This is a genomic window from Mesorhizobium sp. M0119 (genome assembly GCF_040322615.1).
GTDB lineage: Bacteria > Pseudomonadota > Alphaproteobacteria > Rhizobiales > Rhizobiaceae > Mesorhizobium.
Window position 1 is genome coordinate 126,993 of record NZ_JAMYTU010000007.1, and the last position, 18,367, is coordinate 145,359.

The 18,367-nt window shown below is 62.1% G+C and carries 18 protein-coding genes; 5 read left to right on the top strand and 13 right to left on the bottom strand.

Features of this window, described 5'->3' with window-relative positions; all coding sequences use genetic code 11:
• Positions 1 to 48 precede the first annotated feature (48 nt).
• The 12 genes from NKJ40_RS09625 to NKJ40_RS09680 form a co-directional block, all read right to left on the bottom strand.
• Positions 49 to 1,599, bottom strand: a complete 1,551-nt coding sequence (locus NKJ40_RS09625) for a cation:proton antiporter (RefSeq protein WP_352465877.1) — start codon at positions 1,597 to 1,599, stop codon at positions 49 to 51.
• A 141-nt stretch (positions 1,600 to 1,740) separates the two neighbouring features.
• Positions 1,741 to 2,805 carry an ABC transporter ATP-binding protein gene (locus NKJ40_RS09630; RefSeq protein WP_352465878.1) on the bottom strand — a complete coding sequence of 355 codons (1,065 nt, stop codon included), beginning with the start codon at positions 2,803 to 2,805 and terminating at the stop codon, positions 1,741 to 1,743.
• A gap of 16 nt (positions 2,806 to 2,821) precedes the next feature.
• Positions 2,822 to 3,613, bottom strand: a complete 792-nt coding sequence (locus tag NKJ40_RS09635; protein WP_352465879.1) for an ABC transporter permease — start codon at positions 3,611 to 3,613, stop codon at positions 2,822 to 2,824.
• Entirely contained in the window at positions 3,610 to 4,524 is a 915-nt protein-coding gene (locus NKJ40_RS09640; RefSeq protein WP_352465880.1) for an ABC transporter permease, read from the bottom strand. Before NKJ40_RS09640 ends, NKJ40_RS09635 begins: the two co-directional genes overlap by 4 nt.
• Before the next feature lie 64 nt (positions 4,525 to 4,588).
• Positions 4,589 to 5,695, bottom strand: coding sequence for an ABC transporter substrate-binding protein (locus NKJ40_RS09645; protein ID WP_352465881.1), 1,107 nt, complete (start codon positions 5,693 to 5,695; stop codon positions 4,589 to 4,591).
• Between the two features lie 242 nt (positions 5,696 to 5,937).
• Entirely contained in the window at positions 5,938 to 7,110 is a 1,173-nt protein-coding gene (locus NKJ40_RS09650) for an iron-containing alcohol dehydrogenase (protein ID WP_352465882.1), read from the bottom strand.
• Between the two features lie 18 nt (positions 7,111 to 7,128).
• A complete protein-coding gene (locus NKJ40_RS09655; protein ID WP_352465883.1) occupies positions 7,129 to 8,565 on the bottom strand; it encodes an aldehyde dehydrogenase family protein in 1,437 nt (478 codons plus the stop codon).
• Positions 8,528 to 8,947: a type II toxin-antitoxin system VapC family toxin gene (locus NKJ40_RS09660; RefSeq protein WP_352465884.1), complete on the bottom strand. Its 420-nt coding sequence runs from the start codon at positions 8,945 to 8,947 to the stop codon at positions 8,528 to 8,530. The genes NKJ40_RS09655 and NKJ40_RS09660 overlap by 38 nt, the downstream gene beginning before the upstream one ends.
• Positions 8,937 to 9,341 (bottom strand): helix-turn-helix domain-containing protein, encoded by a 405-nt coding sequence (locus tag NKJ40_RS09665; protein WP_352465885.1) that lies wholly within the window; start codon positions 9,339 to 9,341, stop codon positions 8,937 to 8,939. Before NKJ40_RS09665 ends, NKJ40_RS09660 begins: the two co-directional genes overlap by 11 nt.
• Before the next feature lie 115 nt (positions 9,342 to 9,456).
• Complete coding sequence (locus NKJ40_RS09670; protein ID WP_352465886.1) at positions 9,457 to 10,827, bottom strand: glutamine synthetase family protein; 1,371 nt, start codon at positions 10,825 to 10,827, stop codon at positions 9,457 to 9,459.
• A gap of 84 nt (positions 10,828 to 10,911) precedes the next feature.
• Positions 10,912 to 12,474, bottom strand: coding sequence for an amino acid permease (locus tag NKJ40_RS09675; RefSeq protein ID WP_352465887.1), 1,563 nt, complete (start codon positions 12,472 to 12,474; stop codon positions 10,912 to 10,914).
• Positions 12,475 to 12,495: 21 nt separating this feature from the next.
• Positions 12,496 to 13,320 (bottom strand): N-formylglutamate amidohydrolase, encoded by an 825-nt coding sequence (locus NKJ40_RS09680; RefSeq protein ID WP_352465888.1) that lies wholly within the window; start codon positions 13,318 to 13,320, stop codon positions 12,496 to 12,498.
• Positions 13,321 to 13,465: 145 nt separating this feature from the next.
• Here NKJ40_RS09680 and NKJ40_RS09685 point away from each other — a divergent pair, with 145 nt between their 5' ends.
• From NKJ40_RS09685 to NKJ40_RS09705, 5 genes are all read left to right on the top strand, one after another.
• Positions 13,466 to 14,293 (top strand): MurR/RpiR family transcriptional regulator, encoded by an 828-nt coding sequence (locus tag NKJ40_RS09685; RefSeq protein ID WP_352465889.1) that lies wholly within the window; start codon positions 13,466 to 13,468, stop codon positions 14,291 to 14,293.
• Between the two features lie 522 nt (positions 14,294 to 14,815).
• A complete protein-coding gene (locus NKJ40_RS09690; protein ID WP_352465890.1) occupies positions 14,816 to 15,631 on the top strand; it encodes an SDR family oxidoreductase in 816 nt (271 codons plus the stop codon).
• Between the two features lie 39 nt (positions 15,632 to 15,670).
• Complete coding sequence (locus NKJ40_RS09695) at positions 15,671 to 16,165, top strand: MaoC family dehydratase (RefSeq protein WP_031211357.1); 495 nt, start codon at positions 15,671 to 15,673, stop codon at positions 16,163 to 16,165.
• Positions 16,166 to 16,562: 397 nt separating this feature from the next.
• On the top strand, positions 16,563 to 17,204 hold the full coding sequence (locus NKJ40_RS09700) for a TetR/AcrR family transcriptional regulator (RefSeq protein ID WP_352465891.1): 642 nt from the start codon (positions 16,563 to 16,565) through the stop codon (positions 17,202 to 17,204).
• A gap of 190 nt (positions 17,205 to 17,394) precedes the next feature.
• A complete protein-coding gene (locus NKJ40_RS09705) occupies positions 17,395 to 17,634 on the top strand; it encodes a DUF680 domain-containing protein (RefSeq protein ID WP_352465892.1) in 240 nt (79 codons plus the stop codon).
• Positions 17,635 to 18,111: 477 nt separating this feature from the next.
• Here the strand turns inward: NKJ40_RS09705 and NKJ40_RS09710 are convergent, their stop codons facing one another.
• The gene (locus NKJ40_RS09710; RefSeq protein WP_352465893.1) at positions 18,112 to 18,336 is read right to left on the bottom strand and encodes a hypothetical protein; all 225 of its coding nucleotides are present in this window, start codon (positions 18,334 to 18,336) and stop codon (positions 18,112 to 18,114) included.
• Positions 18,337 to 18,367: the final 31 nt, after the last annotated feature.

Genomic DNA, 18,367 nt, shown 5'->3' on the forward strand with positions numbered 1-18,367 from the left:
TGGATTGGTTGCAATGTGCAGCCGGACAGAGGCAGCTTGGGCCAGATGCTAAGTGGTTAGCGGCTGGAACCGACCGGGCGGGGATGCTGCCAGTTCCGACCAGTCGATCTCTTCCTCGAGGCGGTGGTAGGCCTCGTCGCCGATCGTTCCGTCGATGCGCAGGCGCTCCAGCGCATCGCGCTGGCTCTTGATGGCATAAAGACGCAACCTGTCATACTCGGTCGCCGCCTGGGCATCCTCCGGGTTTTCGGCGATGGCGCGCTGGGCGGCATATTGCTCGCGCACCGCCCCTGCCGCGCTCGATGTCTTGCCGCTGAGCACGTCGAGCGCTGCCTGCATGATGGCGACGCGCGCCTGCGCCACCTCCCGGTCGACCGTCCGGTCGAGGTCGAGATTGAGCAGAAGCAGCAACGGTTTCAGGCTGACGCCTTGCAGCACCAATGTGCCGAGCACGACCGTGAAAGCGGCGAGCACGATCGGATCACGGCCCGGAAAGTCGGCCGGCAAGGCGAAGGCTGCCGCAAGCGTCACCAGGCCGCGCATGCCGCACCAGCCGATGAGCACGCCGCCGCGGAATGTCGGTGCGTCCTTCCGCCTGTCCTCGTCGCCCAGACGTGCCAGCCCCCTGAGGATCGCGCCGCAGCCCAGCACCCAGACAAGCCGCGATACGATGACGACGGCCAGCACGGCCAGCGCAAAGACGAACGCCTCGCTTTGCCCTTGTTCGGCAAGTCGGCCGACGATCGATCGCGCTTGCAGGCCCATCAGAACGAAGGCCAGAACATTGAGCACGAACACCGCCGTCTCCCAGACCGAGTAGGAGCTGACACGATTCCTTGCCGGCATGCGGCGCGGCGACGTACGTGCGATCGTCATGGCATAGACGACGATCGTAATGATGGCGGAAAGCCCTATCCTGTCGGCCAGGATCCAGACACCGAAGGTTGAGGCGAATTGCACCACTGTGCCGCTCGCCGGATCGTCGATGCGGCCGAGTACGGCGAGAGACAACCGGCCGAGCACATAGCCTGCGGCAAGGCTGCCGACCGTCGACAGCAGGATCATTGGAACGGCACTGCTCAACAGGATGGAGCCGGCGGCTGCGGAAACCGACATCCTGTAGATCAACAGCGCCGTGGCGTCGTTGAGAAGGCTCTCGCCTTCCAGGATGGCGGTGATGCGGTGCGGCACCTTGAACTGTCCGAGCACGGCCGCGGCTGCCACGGCATCGGGCGGCGCCACGATCGCGCCAAGCGCTATGGCGGCGGCGATGGGCAGGCCTGCCATCGTCCAGCCGACCAGCGCGACCGTCACCGTGGTGAAGATGACGGCGCCAAGCGCCAGCAGGATGAGCGAAACCTTGTAGCGGTTGAGATCGCGCAGCGACGTGTCATAGGCCGCGTCGAGCAGAACCGGCGCGATGAACAGAGCGAGCGCCAGCTCCGGGTCAATCTCGATGGTCGGTGCAAACGGCAGGAAGGCGATGCCGGCGCCGGCCAGCGCCAGCAACGACGGATAGGGAATCTGCAGACGCCGCGACAGCGCGGTCAGGGCGACCGCGATGAGAAGCAGGACAAGGGTGAGTTCAAAAAGCGCCATGCCTTATCGTAGCGGTGAAGCCGGGCGATTGGCACTGCAAAAACGGCCGCGGCTTTGGCTGCTGGTGAATGGTGAATGGTTGCTTGCAGAGAAATTTCGGCGCGTAGAGTGCATTCTCACTATTCACTATTCACCTCTTCCCTAATGCAGCACCAGCATGTCGCCCGACGAGAAGGAAATCTCGGCCTTTTCGCCGACGGCAGGCGGCGGCGTGGCCGGGCTGTTGAACGTGTCGAGCGAGACCGTGCTGCCGCCGATGCCGACGCGCACCCGGATGACCGAGCCGAGGAAATGCACCTCGGCGATTTCGCCCGAAAGGCTGGAGTCGCGACCGGGGTGGCGGCCGAGCGAGATCGCCTCGGGCCGCAACGCCAGCGACAGCGTGTCGCCGGATTTCGAGCCGTTGAGCTTGCCCTTGAGCGAGACCTCTTGCGAATTGACGCGCACCTTGCCCGATGCCGCGTCGGTGACCGTCCCTTCGAGCACGTTCAGCGTACCGACGAAATTGGCGACGAATTTGGTTGCCGGCCGGTTGTAGATCTCGAACGGCGTGCCGACCTGCTCGGCCTTGCCGCCATACATCACGGCGATGCGATCGGAAATCGACAGCGCCTCTTCCTGGTCGTGGGTGACGAAGATGGTGGTGATGCCGAGCTTCTTCTGGATCGAGCGGATTTCCTCGCGCAGCGACACGCGCACCTTGGCGTCGAGCGCCGACAGCGGCTCATCGAGCAGCAACAGCTTCGGCTTGGGCGCAATCGCCCGCGCCAGCGCGATGCGCTGCTGCTGGCCGCCGGACAACTGGTAGGGATAGCGATCGCCCATCTGCGGCAGCTTGATGATGTCGAGCATTTCGGCAACGCGCCTGTCGGCATCGGCCTTCGGCATACCGGCGACCTTCAGCCCGAAGCCGATATTCTGCGCCACGGTGAGGTTCGGAAACAGCGCATAGGCCTGGAACACCATGCCGATGTTGCGCTGGTTGGGCTTGAGCCGCGTGATATCCTTGCCGGCCACGACGACCTTACCGGCGGACGGCTCCTCGAAGCCGGCGACCATGCGCAGCACCGTCGTCTTGCCGCAGCCCGACGGGCCGAGGAAGGAGACGAATTCGCCCGGCTCGACGTCGAGGTTGAAATCCTGCACCACGGTGATGGGGCCGAAGGATTTTCGCACGTGCTGGATTGAGAGGAAGGGCTCGGCCATGGCTTTTTCTTTCGGGTCAGTTCGGACGGTTCGTCGATCGCGGCGCGAAACGCGACAGGATCTGGATCAGCGACATGCAGCCCCAGGTGATGGCGAAGGCGATAATGGAAAGCGCTGCTGGTTCATAGGCTCGGTTGGCAACCAGGTTTTGCAGATAGGGTCCGAAGGCAGGCCGATTGAGCAGACTGGCCATGGTAAATTCACCGATGACGATGGCGAAGGTCAGGAAGGCGCCCGACAGCACCGCGATCAACACATTGGGCAGGATGACGCGGGTGATGATCGTGCCCCAACCGGCGCCGAGAATTTGTGCCGCCTCGGTCAGCGTACGCACATCGATGGTCCGCAGCCCCGTGTCGACCGCCCTGTACATATAGGGCAGCGCCAGCGCGGCATATCCGATAACCAGCAGCCCATTGGTGGCCATGTTGTTCGACAGGAACGGCAGCGGCGAGTTCGAACCATACATTCTGATATAGCCGAAGACGATGACAATGGCTGGGATGACGAGGGGCAGGAGCGTGATGAACTCGACGACGGGACGAAGCTGCGGCAGCCTCAATCTGATCCAATACGCGGTCGGCACCACCACCAGCACACCGAGGATGATCGTGAAGATCGCCACGACAACCGAGTACGTGAAGGTCGTCTGAAACTGGCTATCGCCGAGCACCACCTTGTAGGCGTCAAACGAGTACACGCCACGCCGCATACGCAGCGAGAACTCGACCGTTGCAATCAAAGGTATGAAGAAGTACGCCGCGCCGAGGATGAAGACGACCCAGGCCCAGAACTTGCCGGACTTCATTTGAGCCACCTCTCGGAACGGGTCCGGAACCAGATATAGAAGATGTTCGCAAGGCCGGTGATAACGATCATGCCAAAAGCGATCGCATAGCCGAGATGAGCATTGTGCAACACGTCGCCGCGGATCTGCGCATAGAGCAGGATCGGCACGATGTTGAGCGACGAACCGGTCAGGGCATAGGCGGTTGCGATGGCGCCAAAGGCATTGGCGAACAGAAGGATGACGGTGCCGAGGAAGCTTGGCCAGACCACGGGTATGACAACCATGCGCCAATATTGCGCGGTGGTGGCGCCGAGCGTTGCGGCGGCCTCGCCCCATTCTTTCTTCAGCCCGTCGATCGCGGGCACGATAATCACCACCATCAGCGGAATCTGGAAGTAGACGTAGGTCAGCGTGAGACCCCAGAACGACAGCAGATTAAAGCCATGCGCGTAGATGTTCAGGCCGACCAGCGTGTTGAGCAAAATGGTGACCAGCCCGAGACGGCCAAGCGTCGCGATGAAAGCGAAGGCCAATGGCACGCCGGCAAAGTTGGAAGCCACGCCGGAAAAAGTCAGCGTCGCCGACCGTATCCACTCCGGCAGCCCGCCGCGCACGATGGCGATGGCAATGGCAAGCCCCGCGAAAGCACCGATCAGCGACGAGGCGAGGCTGACCTTGATCGAGATCCAATAGGCGGCAACGATCGACGGCTGCGCCAGTGCGGCGATGTTTTCGAAGGTGAACCCGCCGGCATCGTTCTGGAATGCGCCCAGCATCAGATAGAGCGTCGGCAGGATCAGGAACATGAGGGCGAAGATGAAGAACGGCGCGACGCCAAGCCATTGCGTCGGCAGCCTCATGCTGCGGGCGTCGGCGGGAGGCGCGGTCTTCCCGGCAACAGCGTGATCGGACAACGAGATATCGGTCATGCGCCGGCTACCGTCCTGGAGGTATGCCGGGCGGCGATTTAAGCCGCCCGGCTAGTCTCAAGCCTTACTTGACGTTGGCGCCGACCACGGCGTCCCAGTTCTTGGTGATGGCTTCCTTGGCCTTGCCCTGCTCGTCGAGCGTCGGGAACACCGCGGCCGCGTAGGATTCAGCTGGCGGCATCTTCGCCATCACGTCCGCCGGAAGTTTGCCGCTCTTGGCAAGGTCGTTGAAGCGGATCGGGTGACAATAGCCCTTCAACCAGCCGATCTGGCCTTCGTCGGAATAGAGATATTCCAGCCATAGCTTGGCAGCATTCGGGTGCGGCGCGTAGGCACTAATCGCCTGAACATAGACGCCGGCGACGACGCCGGTCTTCGGCACGATCACGTCGACCGGCGGATTGCCTTTCAGCGTGTCACGGCCGGCAAGCGCGTTGTAATCCCAGGTCACCAGGATCGGGGTCTGACCCTGGGCAAGGGTTGCTGCCTTGCCGATCACCGGCACGAAATTGCCGGCGGCATTGAGCTTCTTGAAGAAGTCGAGACCAGCCGTGCCGGAGGCTTCACCGCCAGCGGCGCCGCCGGAAAGACCAGCGGCGTAGACCGCCTGGATAGCCTGGTTCGAGGCGCGCGGATCACCGGCAAGAGCTACCGAATTGGCGAATTCCGGCTTCAGCAGATCGGCCCAATCGGCCGGCGCTTCCTTGACCAGATCCTTGTTCACCTCGAAAGCGAGCACGCCGTAATAGTCGCCGGTCCAATAACCCTCGGCATCCTTGGCGCTATCGGGGATCGAGTCCCAGGTCGATACTTTGTAAGCCTGGATCAGGCCATCCTTCTTTGCGGTCGGGCCGAACGACAGGCCGACGTCGATGACGTCGGGCGCCTGCGGACCCTTGTTGTCCTTATTGGCTTTGATCGCCTCGACCTCGTCGCCGGAGCCGGCATCGGGGTTGAGCTCATTGACGGTGATCCCCGGATATTTTGCCTTGAAGCCGTCGATGACCGCGCCGTAGCCGCACCAGTCATGCGGCAGCGCGATGGTGGTGAGCTGGCCTTCAGCCTTGGCTGCGGCGACCAGTTCATCCATGGACTGGGCCGACGAGATGGCAGAGGTCGCCATCAGGGCGACGGCCGAAAGGGAAAGCACTTTCCCCGTGAATTTGAACATGTGTTCTCTCCGTTGAACTGACGCCGTTGGACGCCTGCGATGCGGTATCGTTTTCGTGTGACAGCCAGATGAAAGCTTTGTGAAAGCGATGCCCTGCAGTACGAAAAAGTAAACTCTTTTTAACCGGCTGTAGCAATCGCTATGCCGTTATTTTTCCGGCTAACTAGTTTCGGCCTTGCCTTTCATCCTTTCCCCCTTTCTTCGCCTGTTCTCCAAAATGGATTTGCAATGCTGACGTTTTCTCAGACGGCGCCGGCGATGGCGTTTTCGAGCAGCGTCAGTGCCGCCTTCTTGGTCAGCTTGACCGGGTTGCCGCCGGCGGTCGGGTCGACCACCGCCATGTCGGCGATCAGGCCCTTGCGCTTCTTGTCCATGTCGAGCCCCTTGATCAGGCCGGGTAGTGCGTGCGGCACCTTGAGCTCCTTGCGCAGCTTGATGATCGCCTTGGCAAAGCCGTCGAAGCCGCCCTTGATGCCGCAATAGGCGGCGAGCCGGGCGATGCGCGGCTCGATCGCCTCGCGGTTGAAGGCCAGCACATAGGGCATGAACACGGCGTTGGTCATGCCGTGGTGGGTGTCGTAGAGCGCGCCGATCGGATGCGACAGCGAATGAATGGCGCCAAGCCCTTTCTGGAAGGCGGCAGCCCCCATGGCGGCGGCGCTCATCATGTTGGCGCGGGCGGCCAGGTCCTTGCCGTTGGCATAGGCTTTCGGCAGGTTTTCGAAGACCAGCCTGATGCCTTCCACCGCAATGCCGTCGGCCATCGGGTGATAGCCCGGCGCGCAATAGGCTTCCAGGCAATGGGCGAGCGCGTCCATGCCGGTGCCGGCGGTGATGAAGCCCGGCATGCCGACCGACAGCTCCGGATCGGCAATGACGATCGCCGGCAAAAGCTTCGGATGGAAGATGACCTTCTTGGTATGGGTCGCTTCATTGGTGATGACGCCGGCGCGGCCGACCTCCGAGCCGGTGCCTGCGGTGGTCGGCACCGCGATGATCGGCGCGATCGCATCGGCATCGGCGCGCGTCCACCAGTCGCCGACGTCCTCGAAATCCCAGACCGGCCGTGTCTGCCCCGCCTGGAAAGCGATCAGCTTGCCGAGGTCGAGCGCCGAGCCGCCGCCAAAGGCGATGACGCCGTCATGCTTGCCCTTCTTGAACACGGCAATGCCGGCGGTCAGGTTGGAATCCACCGGGTTCGGCTTGACCTCCGAAAACACGCCATACGGCACTTTGGCGTCGTCGAGGATCTTCAGCGTCGAGGCCACCACCGGCAGCTTGGCCAGTCCCGGATCGGTGACGAACAGCGGCCGCTTGATGCCGGTCGCCGCCAGCACCTCCGGCAGCTCCTTGATGCGTCCGGCGCCGAAGCGGACGGTCGTTGGGTAATTCCATTTGGAAACGAGTTTTGTCATTTTTGTCTTTCAGAAAATTCAGATGGCTTCGCGCAGGTGGTATGATTTCGGCCTGGTCAGGTTGTCGTAGCCGATGGCCGACAGTGCCGCGCCCTTGCCGGTGTCCTTGACGCCGGTCCAGACCAGCGCCGGGTCGAGATAGTCGCAGCGGTTCATGAACACCGTGCCGGTCTCGACGCGATCGCCGATCGCCGCTGCATGGTCGGTGTCGCGCGTCCAGATCGAGGCCGTCAGCCCATAGGGGCTGTCGTTCATCAGCGCGATCGCCTCCTCGTCGTTGCGCACCCTCATGATGCCGACGATCGGGCCAAAGCTTTCCTCGCGCATGACGCTCATCTGGTGGTCGACCTGGGTCAGCACTTCCGGCGCCAGATAGGGCGAACCTGCCTTGTCGTTGGCCACCTTCATATTGATGTGCGCCCTGGCGCCCTTGCGCAACGCCTCGGCCTTCTGCTCGCGGATCAGGTCGGCGAAGCGCGCCTGCGCCATCGGCCCCATGGTGGTCGCCTCGTCTAGCGGATTGCCGACGACGTAGTTCTTCGTCTCGGCGATGAAGCCCTCGACGAATTCGTCGTAGACCTTCTCGTGGACATAGACGCGCTCGATGCCGCAGCAGCACTGGCCGGAATTGTAGAAGGCGCCGTCGACCAGATTGGCAACGGCATGGTCCATCTTGGCGTCCGGCAGCACATAGGCCGGATCCTTGCCGCCGAGTTCGAGGCCAAGCGTCATGAAGGTGCCCGCCGCCGCCTTTTCGATGGCGCGGCCGCCGGCGACCGAGCCGGTGAAGTTGACATGGTCGATCTTGCCGGAGCCGAGCAGCCTTTCGGTCTGCGTGTGGTTCATGATGAGGTTCTGGAACAGGCCTTTGGGTAGGCCTGCTTTGTCGAACGCCTGCTGAAACCGTCCGCCGACCAACAATGTCTGCGCCGCGTGCTTGAGGATGACGGCGCTGCCCGCCATCAGCGCCGGCACGATGGTGTTGACGGCGGTGAGATAAGGATAGTTCCACGGCGCGATCACCATGACCACGCCGAGCGGTACCTTTTTCACATAGCGGCGAAAGCCGTCCTTCGGGTTGGAGGCCACGACCGGCTTCAGTGCCGCCTCGGCGATCTCGACCATGTAGCTGACGCGTTCCCTGACGCCGCCGAACTCACCGCCATAGCGCACTGGCCGGCCCATCTGCCAGGCGATCTCCGGCACGATCTCGTCGGTCATGGCGACCAGCGCTTCCAGCATGGCAAGCATGTATTTGCCGCGCTCGACGACTGGCGTCTGCGCCCACTTCTCCTGCGCCGCCCTGGCGCGCTCGACCGCGGCACCGATCGCCTGGTCCGTGGCCAGAGGCAGTTCGGCATAGATCGAACCATCGATGGGGGATTTTATTTTCACGGTTTCCAAAGAGGTCTCCAAATCAACAAGGAATTGTTTTGACGTAGCCGGCCGCGCCATAGGCAAGGATCGCGCGATCGCGGGTGATGATCTCGAGGTTTTTCGAACGCGCCGTGGCTATGATGATCCGGTCGGTCGGATCATTGTGAACGACGCCGGGCAGGAACGAAGACTCGACCAAAAGCTCACTGTCGATCCCCTCGACGCTCGCTTCCCCGGTTTGCACGAACCGTTCGAACCATGCGAGCGGCGACTTGATGAATGGCAACCGGCCCTTGGCGACAAGCATGCCGATTTCCCAGGCGGACATCACGGAAACGGCGATCACGCCGCCATTCTTTCGCGCATTGGTCACCTTCTCGACCGCCGTCCTCGTGACCGGCTGCTCCGTCGACAGCCACAGCATGAAGCATGTGTCGAGCAGCACTCCGTCAGTCGTCATAGACATTGCCCCAATCCGGATCGGCGGGTGCGGTGTAATCGACATCCGGAAGCAGGGTGAGCGTCCCGGCCATGCATCCAAACAACGGATCGGCACCCCGAGGTGGCACGACGTATTCTTCGCCGGTCATGTCGGCCGCATTGTTGAAATCCATTTGCTCCTCCCTGAAACCAGACCGGCGACCAGGCTCCGATAGCCTCGCCCCATCATTGGAACTTCCGAGGTGCACCAATATCTCGCTTTCCTGCCGGTCGAGAATTTCAGCGATCTTGCGTATCTCGTCGACCTGCATACGCCGCTCACCGTTCAGTGTCCGTGACAAGGCGCTGTAGTGTATGTTCATGCGGCCGGCCATGCTGCGTACCGTGAGCTTGCGCTCCTTCATCCGACTCATGAACCACGCCTTGTCGACATTTGCCCTACCTTTGGGAGCTCTGCCTTTGGGCAACGCTGCCTCCTGCGTGTTGCGGTGCAATAATCGCAACATTATTGCGTAAAGCGCAACGCCGTCAATACCGCTCGAACCCCCTGTGCAGTTCCCAGTCTGTAATCCGGCGGTCGTATTCGAACTGTTCCCAGTGTGCCGTGTGGACATAATGTTCCAGCACATCGTCGCCGAGCGCCTGCCTCAGCATTTTCGATTCCGCCAGCGTCGCGGTGGCGTCGCGCAATGTCTTTGGAATTTCGGGCAGCTGCGAGGCCTGGTAGGCGTCGCCGACGAAGGGCTTCTGCAGCTCAAGCTTTTCATCGATGCCGGCAAGCCCGGCCGCGATCAGCGCGGCGAAAGCCAGATAGGGGTTCAAATCGGCGCCGCCGATGCGGCATTCCATGCGGATGCCCTTGGTGCCCTCGCCGCAAAGACGGAAACCGGCGGTGCGGTTGTCCTCGCTCCACATGATCTTGGTCGGCGCAAAGGTGCCGGCCTGGAAGCGCTTGTAGGAATTGACGTAGGGCGCCAGGAACCAGGTGAATTCCTTGGCATATTTAAGCTGGCCGGCCGCCCATTGCTGGCCGAGCGTCGACAGCGTCCACTCGGCATTTTTGTCGTAGAACAATGGCGTCTTGCCGTCGGCGCTCCACAGCGAATTATGGATGTGGCTGGAATTGCCGGCGAGCCCGTAATTGTACTTGGCCATGAACGAGATCGCCTTGCCTTCGGACTCGGCGATTTCCTTGGCGCCGTTCTTCAGGATGACGTGGCGGTCGGCCATGTCGAGCGCCTCGGCGTAGCGGACATTGATCTCTTCCTGGCCGGGACCCCACTCGCCCTTCGAATTCTCGATCGGGATGCCGGCCGCCTCCATCTCGTTGCGCAGCCGGCGCATGACGCCCTCTTCCTTGGTGGTGATGCCGATCTGGTAGTCGCCGATGTAGGGCGATGCCGTCTCGAGGCCCTGCCAGTGCTTCTTGCGGGCGGAATCGTAGGTTTCGCTGAACAGATAGAATTCGAGCTCGGAAGCGAAATAGCCGATATAGCCGCGTTCCTGCAGCCGCTTGACCTGCTTCTTCAGCATGGCGCGCGGCGAATGCGCCAGGTCGTCATGGGTATGGTGGTCGAGCACGTCGCAGATCACCAGCGCCGTCTTCTCCAGCCACGGAACGCGCCGCAGCGTCGCAAGGTCCGGCTTCATGACGAAATCGCCATAGCCCTTCGACCAGCTCGCCGCCTTGTAGCCGGGCACCGGTTCCATATCGATGTCGGCGGCCAAGAGATAGTTGCAGCCATGCGTCTCGTCATGCGCGGAATCGACGAAATAGCGGGCCAGGAACCGCTTTCCCGCAAGCCGTCCCTGCATATCGACGATGCAGGCCAGCACCGTGTCGACCTCGCCGCTGGAGACCGCTTGCTTCAACTGATCGAACGAGAAATTTCCGGCCATTCCTTTGGCACTCCAGCGCTTGTCGTTTTGAAAAGGGATGAAAACCATGGCCGGCGCGATGCCGGCCATGGTCATGAGAGAGCGTCAGGCCCCGGCCTCGCCGATGGCTATCTCGGCTGCCTTGATCGCCGCCTGGCGTTTTGCGATCTGGTCGCCAATGGGCGGACCCTGGAAGCGGCGGTTCTCGAAACCGAACCAAAGCACCGCGGTCAGTACAATGAAGCCCAGGGTGATATAGAGCACTTTGTCGTTCGGCGGCTGGATGGCGATGTAGAAGATGATTGCCATGCCGATGACCGACAGGATGCAAATCAGCTTGAACAGGCCCGCACCGAGATTCCATGGACCAGGATTCGGCCATTTCGCCGTTCCGAAAGTCATCATGCCGAGCACGATCGGAATGATGAAGGACAGGAACAGGAACACCAATGTCGAATTGACGACGATGGTATAGATGTTCGTGCCGCCGACCGAGATGAACTGGGCAAGAAAGACATAGATGATCTCGAGGACCGCAGCCGTCCAAATCGCATTGACCGGCGTGCGCCATGCCGGGCTGACCTTGGCGAGCGAGGCCGAGCCGACCGGCATGCCGCCGTCACGCGAGAAGGCGAACAGCATGCGCGAGGCGGAAGTGACCGTTGCAAGGCCGCAGAGGAGCTGTGCGATCAGGATTCCTAGATAGAGCAGTGTCTTCAGCCATGCCGGCAAGATGGCGTCCATCGTCGCGAAGAACACGCTCCAGCCTTGCTTGGCGCCGGCCGCCAGATCCGGGATCGCCAGTACGATCGCGCACAGCATCACCCAGCCGATCAGCGACGACCAGAGCACCGACGAAACGATCGCCCGCGGAACCGAGTGCGCCGCCCTCAACGTTTCTTCCGAAGTATGCGCCGAGGCGTCATAGCCGGTGATGGTGTAAACTGGCAGCAGCAGGCAAAGCAGGAAGAGATAAGTCATGGAATCGGACTGCGGGAAAACGCCGCCGCCCGCATCGCCCGAATAGTTCGTGAACGTCCACAGCCGGCTGACGTCGATCGCTGGAGCAAACATCAGGCAAGCGACGATCAGCACCGCCGTCGTTGCCAGGATCAGGAAGCCGGAGGCGTCCGTCAGCATCGCCGTCAACTTGATGCCGAAATGGTTGAGCAGCGCCTGCAGCACGGTGATGAAGGCGACAAACCCGACGATCTCGCCAGGCGTACCGGTCATGCCGAAGGCTCCGCCGAACGTGCCGACGAAGAAGAAAGCAGTACCGATGTTGATGGCGCCGAGCACGGTGATCAGGCCGAGCAGATTGAGCCATGCGGTGAGCCAGCCAGTGAAACGGTTCCCTAGGATGGATGCCCAGTGATAGAGGCCGCCGGCGGTCGGAAATGCCGAAGCGATCTGGGCCATGGCGAGCGCGAAAAATCCTGAAACCATGCACCCGACGATCCAGCCGATGCCAGCGCCAGCGCCACCGATCGACGATGTCGCCTGCGCGAACGAATTGATGCCGCCTGAGAGGATGCAGATGATCGAGAAGGAGATCGCGAAATTCGAGAAGCGGCTCATGCTTCGCGACAGTTCCTGGGCATAGCCCATTCCGTGGAGAACTTTCAGGTCCTCCTTCTTGTCAACTTCGGTATAACCCGGTGCTACCATTTTGAAGTCCCCTTTGGTTTCTTAGCTGGCCGATTGAACTGACTTTCCGACTGCGCTTGGTCTGGAGGCCTTGGCCGCTTCGGGCTCCAGATTGAGAAAAATACCCGCGAGCAGATCCGCCCATTTCCGCTGCCCGGCTGCGCCGGAGATCTCGTCGTTGCGGATTTCGATCATCGCGCAGGGCAGCCCGCGCGCGCGGGCATGGCGTTCCAGTGTGAAATAGACGCGATCGGCCGGCGAATAGGGTTCGTTGACGCCGACGGTGATGCCGGCAAGCTGGTGCAGCGCCGCGATCAGCGGCGCCGCCAGCCGGCGGTCCTCGTCATGGATGATGCCGATGTGCCAGGGCCGGCTCTTGCCCTTGTACACCGGCGTGAAGGAATGGATGGACACTAGCCGCGTCTCCCGCCCGACCGCCAGGCGCTCGTCGATGATCGTCGCGATCCGGTCGTGGAACGGCCGCCAAGCCAGCGCGATGCGCGCCTCCCGCTCGTCGGCGGAAAGCCCCTGGTTGGCCGGGACAACGGTTTTTTCGCTGGCGCTGACCGTCACTATCAGGTCCGGCGCATCGAGCGGTCGGTTGCAGTCGATGACGAGCCGCGAAATGCAGGTCTCGACCAGCGTCGCATCGAGCACCTCGGCCATGCGGCGCGCCACCGGCAAGGCGCCGGGATCCCAGGCGATGTGGCGGGAAAGCTCCTCGGCGGCAAGGCCGAGCGTTCCGAATTCCGGCGGCAGGAAGTTGGAGGCGTGGTCGCAGGTCAGCACGAAAGGGCTTGATCCGCCGGGGTTCGTCACTCTTACGGTTTCAGGCGATGCAAAGCTGGCGGGCCGTGCTGTCTCCATTGTCTGCTGTCCCCGGGGAACGCTGTACCGTATGTTACGTATTTTGCCTCATTGCGTCCCTGCGGATGATTTCATACAGTTTGGCCGGCTTTGTCAAACGCGATTTCGATAACGCGGTAACGGCCCGGCCAGGGTGGGGAAAAACATGGTTTCGAGCATTGCCGAACTGATCTCCGACCGCATCGGCACCATGCCGGCCGGCGAACGGCGCGCAGCGCAAACGCTGATCGCCAGCTATCCGCTGATCGGGCTGAAGACGGTCGCCGAATTCTCGACCACGGCCGGCGTATCGTCGCCGACGATCCTGCGTTTCGTCGCCCGGCTCGGCTTCCAGAACTACCCGGAATTCCAGTCGGCGCTGCAAGACGAGTTGGCGGCGCAATTGCAGTCGCCAGCCTCGCGCACCCTCAATCCCCCCTCCCAGGGCAGCAGCGCCGTCTCGCCGATGCTGGAGGCGACGCTCGACAATATGCGCGAGACATTCCGGCATCTCTCGGACAAGCAGCTTGCCGACATCGTCGCCAAGCTTGCCGACCGGCGCGGCAAGACATTCCTGATCGGCGGCCGCTTTACTGACCCGCTGGCGCGCTACATGGCCGCCCACCTCGCTATCATCCAACCCAACGTCTTCCATCTCGCCGGCCAGGAAAGCGTCTGGCGCGACCGGCTGATCGACATGGGCAAGCGCGACGTGCTGGTGATCTTCGACATCAGGCGCTACCAGGACAGCCTGGTCCGTTTCGCCGAGACCGCCAACCAGCGCGGCGTGCAGATCGTGCTGTTTACCGACCAGTGGCTGTCGCCGATCGCCCGCTTCGCCCGCCACGTCATTGCCGGGCGCACCGCCGTGCCTTCGGCCTGGGACTCATCCGCCGCACTTTTCGTCGTTGCCGAGACGCTGATCGGCGCCGTCACAAGGCAGCTCGAGGCCGACGGCGCCAAACGCATCCGCGAGCTGGAAAACCTGCGGTAGCGCAGCACCTTCGGAAAGGCACGCTGCTGGCTGGGCCTAGTCAACCAAAAGGCTGACCATCTGCAGGATCAGGATCAGCAAAAAAACGCCAAAGACAGACGCAAAGACCGCTGCCAGCAGGACGGTGCGTTGTTTCTTACCCATAGCTTTCGCCTTGAAAGCATAGTCCCCGTCCACGAATACGAACGTCAGTCTCGCCCCACTGCTCGGCCACCCTCCCGACTCCTCAAGACCCGCCTGCGGCTTGGGCGGAGGAGTAATGACGACTGGTTCACGCGCGAAATGAACAGCTTACCAAGGTGCTCGCTAACGGGGATGGCCGCATCATTCATCCGACCCATGTCACGGCCGAATGACCGCCTTGCCGCTGGGGCTTAACCAATTCAGCCGCAAAGCGTGCCATCGCCCCGGTCCAGGTACTTTATCCGTGGCGAGGATGATCGAAGTTCGGCTAGCCTTGTCGATGCGAAGCCGCTCCTTGAACCACCTGTCGAACAGCGGTGAACTGCGCGGAGGAATTCCATGAGCTATCTGGACGAGCTGTTCTCAGTCGCCGGCAAGACGGCGCTGGTCACCGGCGCCGCCACCGGCATCGGCCGCATGGCGGCGACCGCTCTGGTCAGAGCGGGCGCCGTCGTGATGATCGCCTCGCGCAAGGGTGAAGATTGCGTCAGGGTTGCCGGCGAGTTGAATAGCTTTGGCGCGTCCGGCCGGGCGGAAGGTTTTGCCGGCGACGTCTCCAGCGAGGCCGGCATTGCAGCGCTTGTCGCCGAGGTCAGGGCGCGGACCGAGCGGCTGCATATCCTGGTCAACAATGCCGGCATCTCCTGGGGCGCGCCGCTGGAAAGTTTTCCCTACCATGCCTGGGCCAAGGTGTTCGGCATCAACGTCACCGCGGTCTTCCACCTGACTCGCGAATTGCTGCCTCTGCTCGAAGCCGCCGCCAGCGATGCCGACCCGGCCCGGGTGATCAATCTCGGATCGGTGATGGGCACGCAGCCTTTGGCGGAAGACGCCTACTCCTACTCGGCCTCGAAGGCTGCGGTTCACCACCTGACACGCATCCTGGCGATCGAATTCGCCGCCAGCCGCATCACCGTCAACGCCTTTGCGCCTGGCCCTTTCCAGAGCCGGATGACGGCCTTCGCCACCGGCAACGAAGACCAGGCAAGACATGTCGGCAGCCATGTTCCGATCGGCCGCATCGGCGCACCGGATGACATTGCCGGCGCAACGCTCTATTTGTGCAGCCGTGCCGGCAGCTATGTCACCGGCGCCATCCTGCCGATCGATGGCGGGCAGTCGGTGCAACACGGGCTGACATTGTTCAAGGAATGAGACGCACGCCATCCGGCGAGTGAAATGCCGGGGGTGAAGATGGAGGACATCAGCGTGGAACCGATCAGTCTCGATGTGCTTCTGGCCAACGTCGGCAAGGAAGTCGGCGTGTCGCCATGGCGGGTGGTCACTCAGCGCATGATCGACCAGTTCGCCGATGCCACCGACGACCATCAGTTCATCCATTGCGATCCGGAACGCGCCAGCCGCGAGACGCCGTTCGGCGGCACCATCGCGCACGGCTTCCTGTCGCTTTCGCTGTTATCGGCGATGACCTTCGAAACCATGCCGCCGCTGGAAAACAGCAAGATGGGCGTCAATCACGGCTTCGATTCGCTGCGCTTCCTGGCGCCGGTGAAGACCGGCTCGCGCATCCGCACCCGCTTCGTGCTGGCCGACGTCAAGGTCAGGCCGTCGGGCTGGGTGCAGACGGCGCACGACGTGACGATCGAGATCGAGGGCTCGAAGAAACCGGCGCTAACTGCCCGCTGGCTGACCCTGACGCTGATCGAACGCCAGCCGGAAGCGGTTTGACTGTTCGTCAGGCGGAGAAGCCCAAATCTATCCGGCCCAAATCTATTTGGCTTCGGCGGTGATGAGCTTCATGCCGGCTGACCTGCAGGGCGATGTAGACGACCAGCGCGCAGCCGATCGGGAACACGATCTCGTTGACCCCGGTTGTGATCGCCTGCGGCAGTGGTCACGTCCGGCACGCCGGACGAAAGCTCGGTTCCGGTCATAACGGCCTCCCGAAACGAAATTTTTGCAGAGCCGCGAATTAGCCTTTGTCTGTAACAGTCCGATGTTGCCGGCTTTATTGCCGGGCTACATCGTTTTGTGACAGTCAAGCTTCTGCTTCGTGCCACCCTTGCCCGACGCCGTACAGCGTATATATGCTGCATCCAGCCATCAGTCATAAGGCAGTAGAAAGTTGCAGCTAAGCGTCCAGGAGCGCCGCGAAAAACAAAAGGCCGAACTGCGTTCCGAACTTGTCGATGCCGCGCACAAGCTTGTCCAGGAAGAAGGCTATGACGGCCTCACCATCCGCAAGCTCGCCAAGCGCGTCGGCTATGCGCCGATGTCGGTCTATTCCTATTTCGCCGACAAGCAGGACATCCTGTTCGCGCTGGCGGAGGATGCCTTCGAGACCTTGGCCAGGCGCATCGCAAATCATACGGCCGACGACCCGATCGAGGCGCTCAAGGCGGTGCTTGTCGAATACGCCGCCTTCGGGCTGGAAAATCCCAACGAATACCGCACGGTCTTCATGACCGAAAAAGTCAGGCCGCCGACCGGCAAGACCTTCGCCGAAATGGAGAGCGGCAACCCGGCGATGAAAGTGCTGATCGAGAGGGTCGAAGCCTGCGTTGCCGCCGGCAGGCTCAAAGGCGATCCGCGCGCCATCGCCACCATGTTGTGGGCGGTCGGCCACGGCGCCATCTCGCTGCTGATCACCTTCCCGTTCTACCCGTTCGGCGACCAGACGACGTTCATCACACGGATCGGCGACATCATGCTCGAAGCCATCGCTGCGCACGAGATCGCGCCGCTCACGCCGCCGGTCAATTGCTGAAGAGCAGCGCTTCTCCCGATCTGTAGGATCTTTCTCCGAACGATCCGCGCTCCGGCGCCGAGCGTTCGGCAATTCCTGCGCTCAACTTCTCCGTACATGTACGATTTTGCTTGAACTCCCTAAGTTCTGGGCGTATCTGCACGCAATGCCGTACATGTACGAATCCAACAACTGGAACCGGAGACAGACCATGAAGAAGGCAATCCTCACGCTCGCCGCCCTGCTGGCGCTCTCTGGCGCCGCATTTGCCGGCGGCAGTCAGCCAGCCAAGCAGGAAGCGGCCTGCATCGGCACCAAGACCGATGTGAAGCTCGATTGCGCGCCGACCGGATCGCTTGAAAAGGTGGATGCCGCGACCCACAAGGCCGACAGCAAGGGCCCGAGGCTCGGCATCGGCATCGACCCATGGATCGTGCCAAGCAGCTTCTGAGGACTTCGAGCGGCATGAAGATGAGGAGCGGCAGGATATCCTGATTGCCCGTCTTCGTGGCTGGTCGACGCCGGCACCGAAATGGGCGCCGTCGGCGAAGCTGCCGATCTCCCCACTCGCAGGCTGGGCAATCGCATATGGATTCTTGCGAAGATGGACCCCCACCCTATCCTTCCCCACAAGGGGGAGGGAGCGCTGCCGCGCGCCTTTCCTTCCTCTTTGGCGCCGAAAGGCAGGCAATTTGCCCGAGGTTAGCGCCAACTGAAGTCTCCCTCCCCTTGTGGGGAGGGGTTAGGGGGTACATCGTAGAGCGAAAGCCTCGGCTTTCCACCTGCGATAGGCTGCCCTTGCGTGGGAGATCGCCCTCGTTCGGGCTTTCGCCATTCATCGACGCTGGAACGCATATCCACATGGAACCGCGCAAACCTGCAGCGATTGCCCTGCTGGTCGAGGCCGGCTCCGCCGGGCCGATAGAAATTATCTCTTGCGCTTCTGTCCCACTACGCTTTTGGGCTTGCCGGGTCTTGCCGGTGCGCCGGGAATGGCTGTTCCGGTGATCGACACCGGATCGCTGGCCGGGAATGTATCCTCGAGGCCTTGCTCAAGTTCCTCTTCAATATCCGTCTCAGTGCGCTGCTCGTCTTCGAAAGAGCGCACGGCCGGCGTCTTGGCCGGCGACTTCGGCGCGGAGTTCGACGGCATTTGCATTCTCCCTCGGCTCGCTGTCGCAGAA

Coding starts and splice junctions, on each gene's coding strand:
- NKJ40_RS09625 (WP_352465877.1), bottom strand. CDS start 1,599: ATGGCGCTTTTTGAACTCACCCTTGTCCTGCTTCTCATCGCGGTCGCC.
- NKJ40_RS09630 (WP_352465878.1), bottom strand. CDS start 2,805: ATGGCCGAGCCCTTCCTCTCAATCCAGCACGTGCGAAAATCCTTCGGC.
- NKJ40_RS09635 (WP_352465879.1), bottom strand. CDS start 3,613: ATGAAGTCCGGCAAGTTCTGGGCCTGGGTCGTCTTCATCCTCGGCGCG.
- NKJ40_RS09640 (WP_352465880.1), bottom strand. CDS start 4,524: ATGACCGATATCTCGTTGTCCGATCACGCTGTTGCCGGGAAGACCGCG.
- NKJ40_RS09645 (WP_352465881.1), bottom strand. CDS start 5,695: ATGTTCAAATTCACGGGGAAAGTGCTTTCCCTTTCGGCCGTCGCCCTG.
- NKJ40_RS09650 (WP_352465882.1), bottom strand. CDS start 7,110: ATGACAAAACTCGTTTCCAAATGGAATTACCCAACGACCGTCCGCTTC.
- NKJ40_RS09655 (WP_352465883.1), bottom strand. CDS start 8,565: ATGGCGCGGCCGGCTACGTCAAAACAATTCCTTGTTGATTTGGAGACC.
- NKJ40_RS09660 (WP_352465884.1), bottom strand. CDS start 8,947: ATGACGACTGACGGAGTGCTGCTCGACACATGCTTCATGCTGTGGCTG.
- NKJ40_RS09665 (WP_352465885.1), bottom strand. CDS start 9,341: ATGAGTCGGATGAAGGAGCGCAAGCTCACGGTACGCAGCATGGCCGGC.
- NKJ40_RS09670 (WP_352465886.1), bottom strand. CDS start 10,827: ATGGCCGGAAATTTCTCGTTCGATCAGTTGAAGCAAGCGGTCTCCAGC.
- NKJ40_RS09675 (WP_352465887.1), bottom strand. CDS start 12,474: ATGGTAGCACCGGGTTATACCGAAGTTGACAAGAAGGAGGACCTGAAA.
- NKJ40_RS09680 (WP_352465888.1), bottom strand. CDS start 13,320: ATGGAGACAGCACGGCCCGCCAGCTTTGCATCGCCTGAAACCGTAAGA.
- NKJ40_RS09685 (WP_352465889.1), top strand. CDS start 13,466: ATGGTTTCGAGCATTGCCGAACTGATCTCCGACCGCATCGGCACCATG.
- NKJ40_RS09690 (WP_352465890.1), top strand. CDS start 14,816: ATGAGCTATCTGGACGAGCTGTTCTCAGTCGCCGGCAAGACGGCGCTG.
- NKJ40_RS09695 (WP_031211357.1), top strand. CDS start 15,671: ATGGAGGACATCAGCGTGGAACCGATCAGTCTCGATGTGCTTCTGGCC.
- NKJ40_RS09705 (WP_352465892.1), top strand. CDS start 17,395: ATGAAGAAGGCAATCCTCACGCTCGCCGCCCTGCTGGCGCTCTCTGGC.
- NKJ40_RS09710 (WP_352465893.1), bottom strand. CDS start 18,336: ATGCCGTCGAACTCCGCGCCGAAGTCGCCGGCCAAGACGCCGGCCGTG.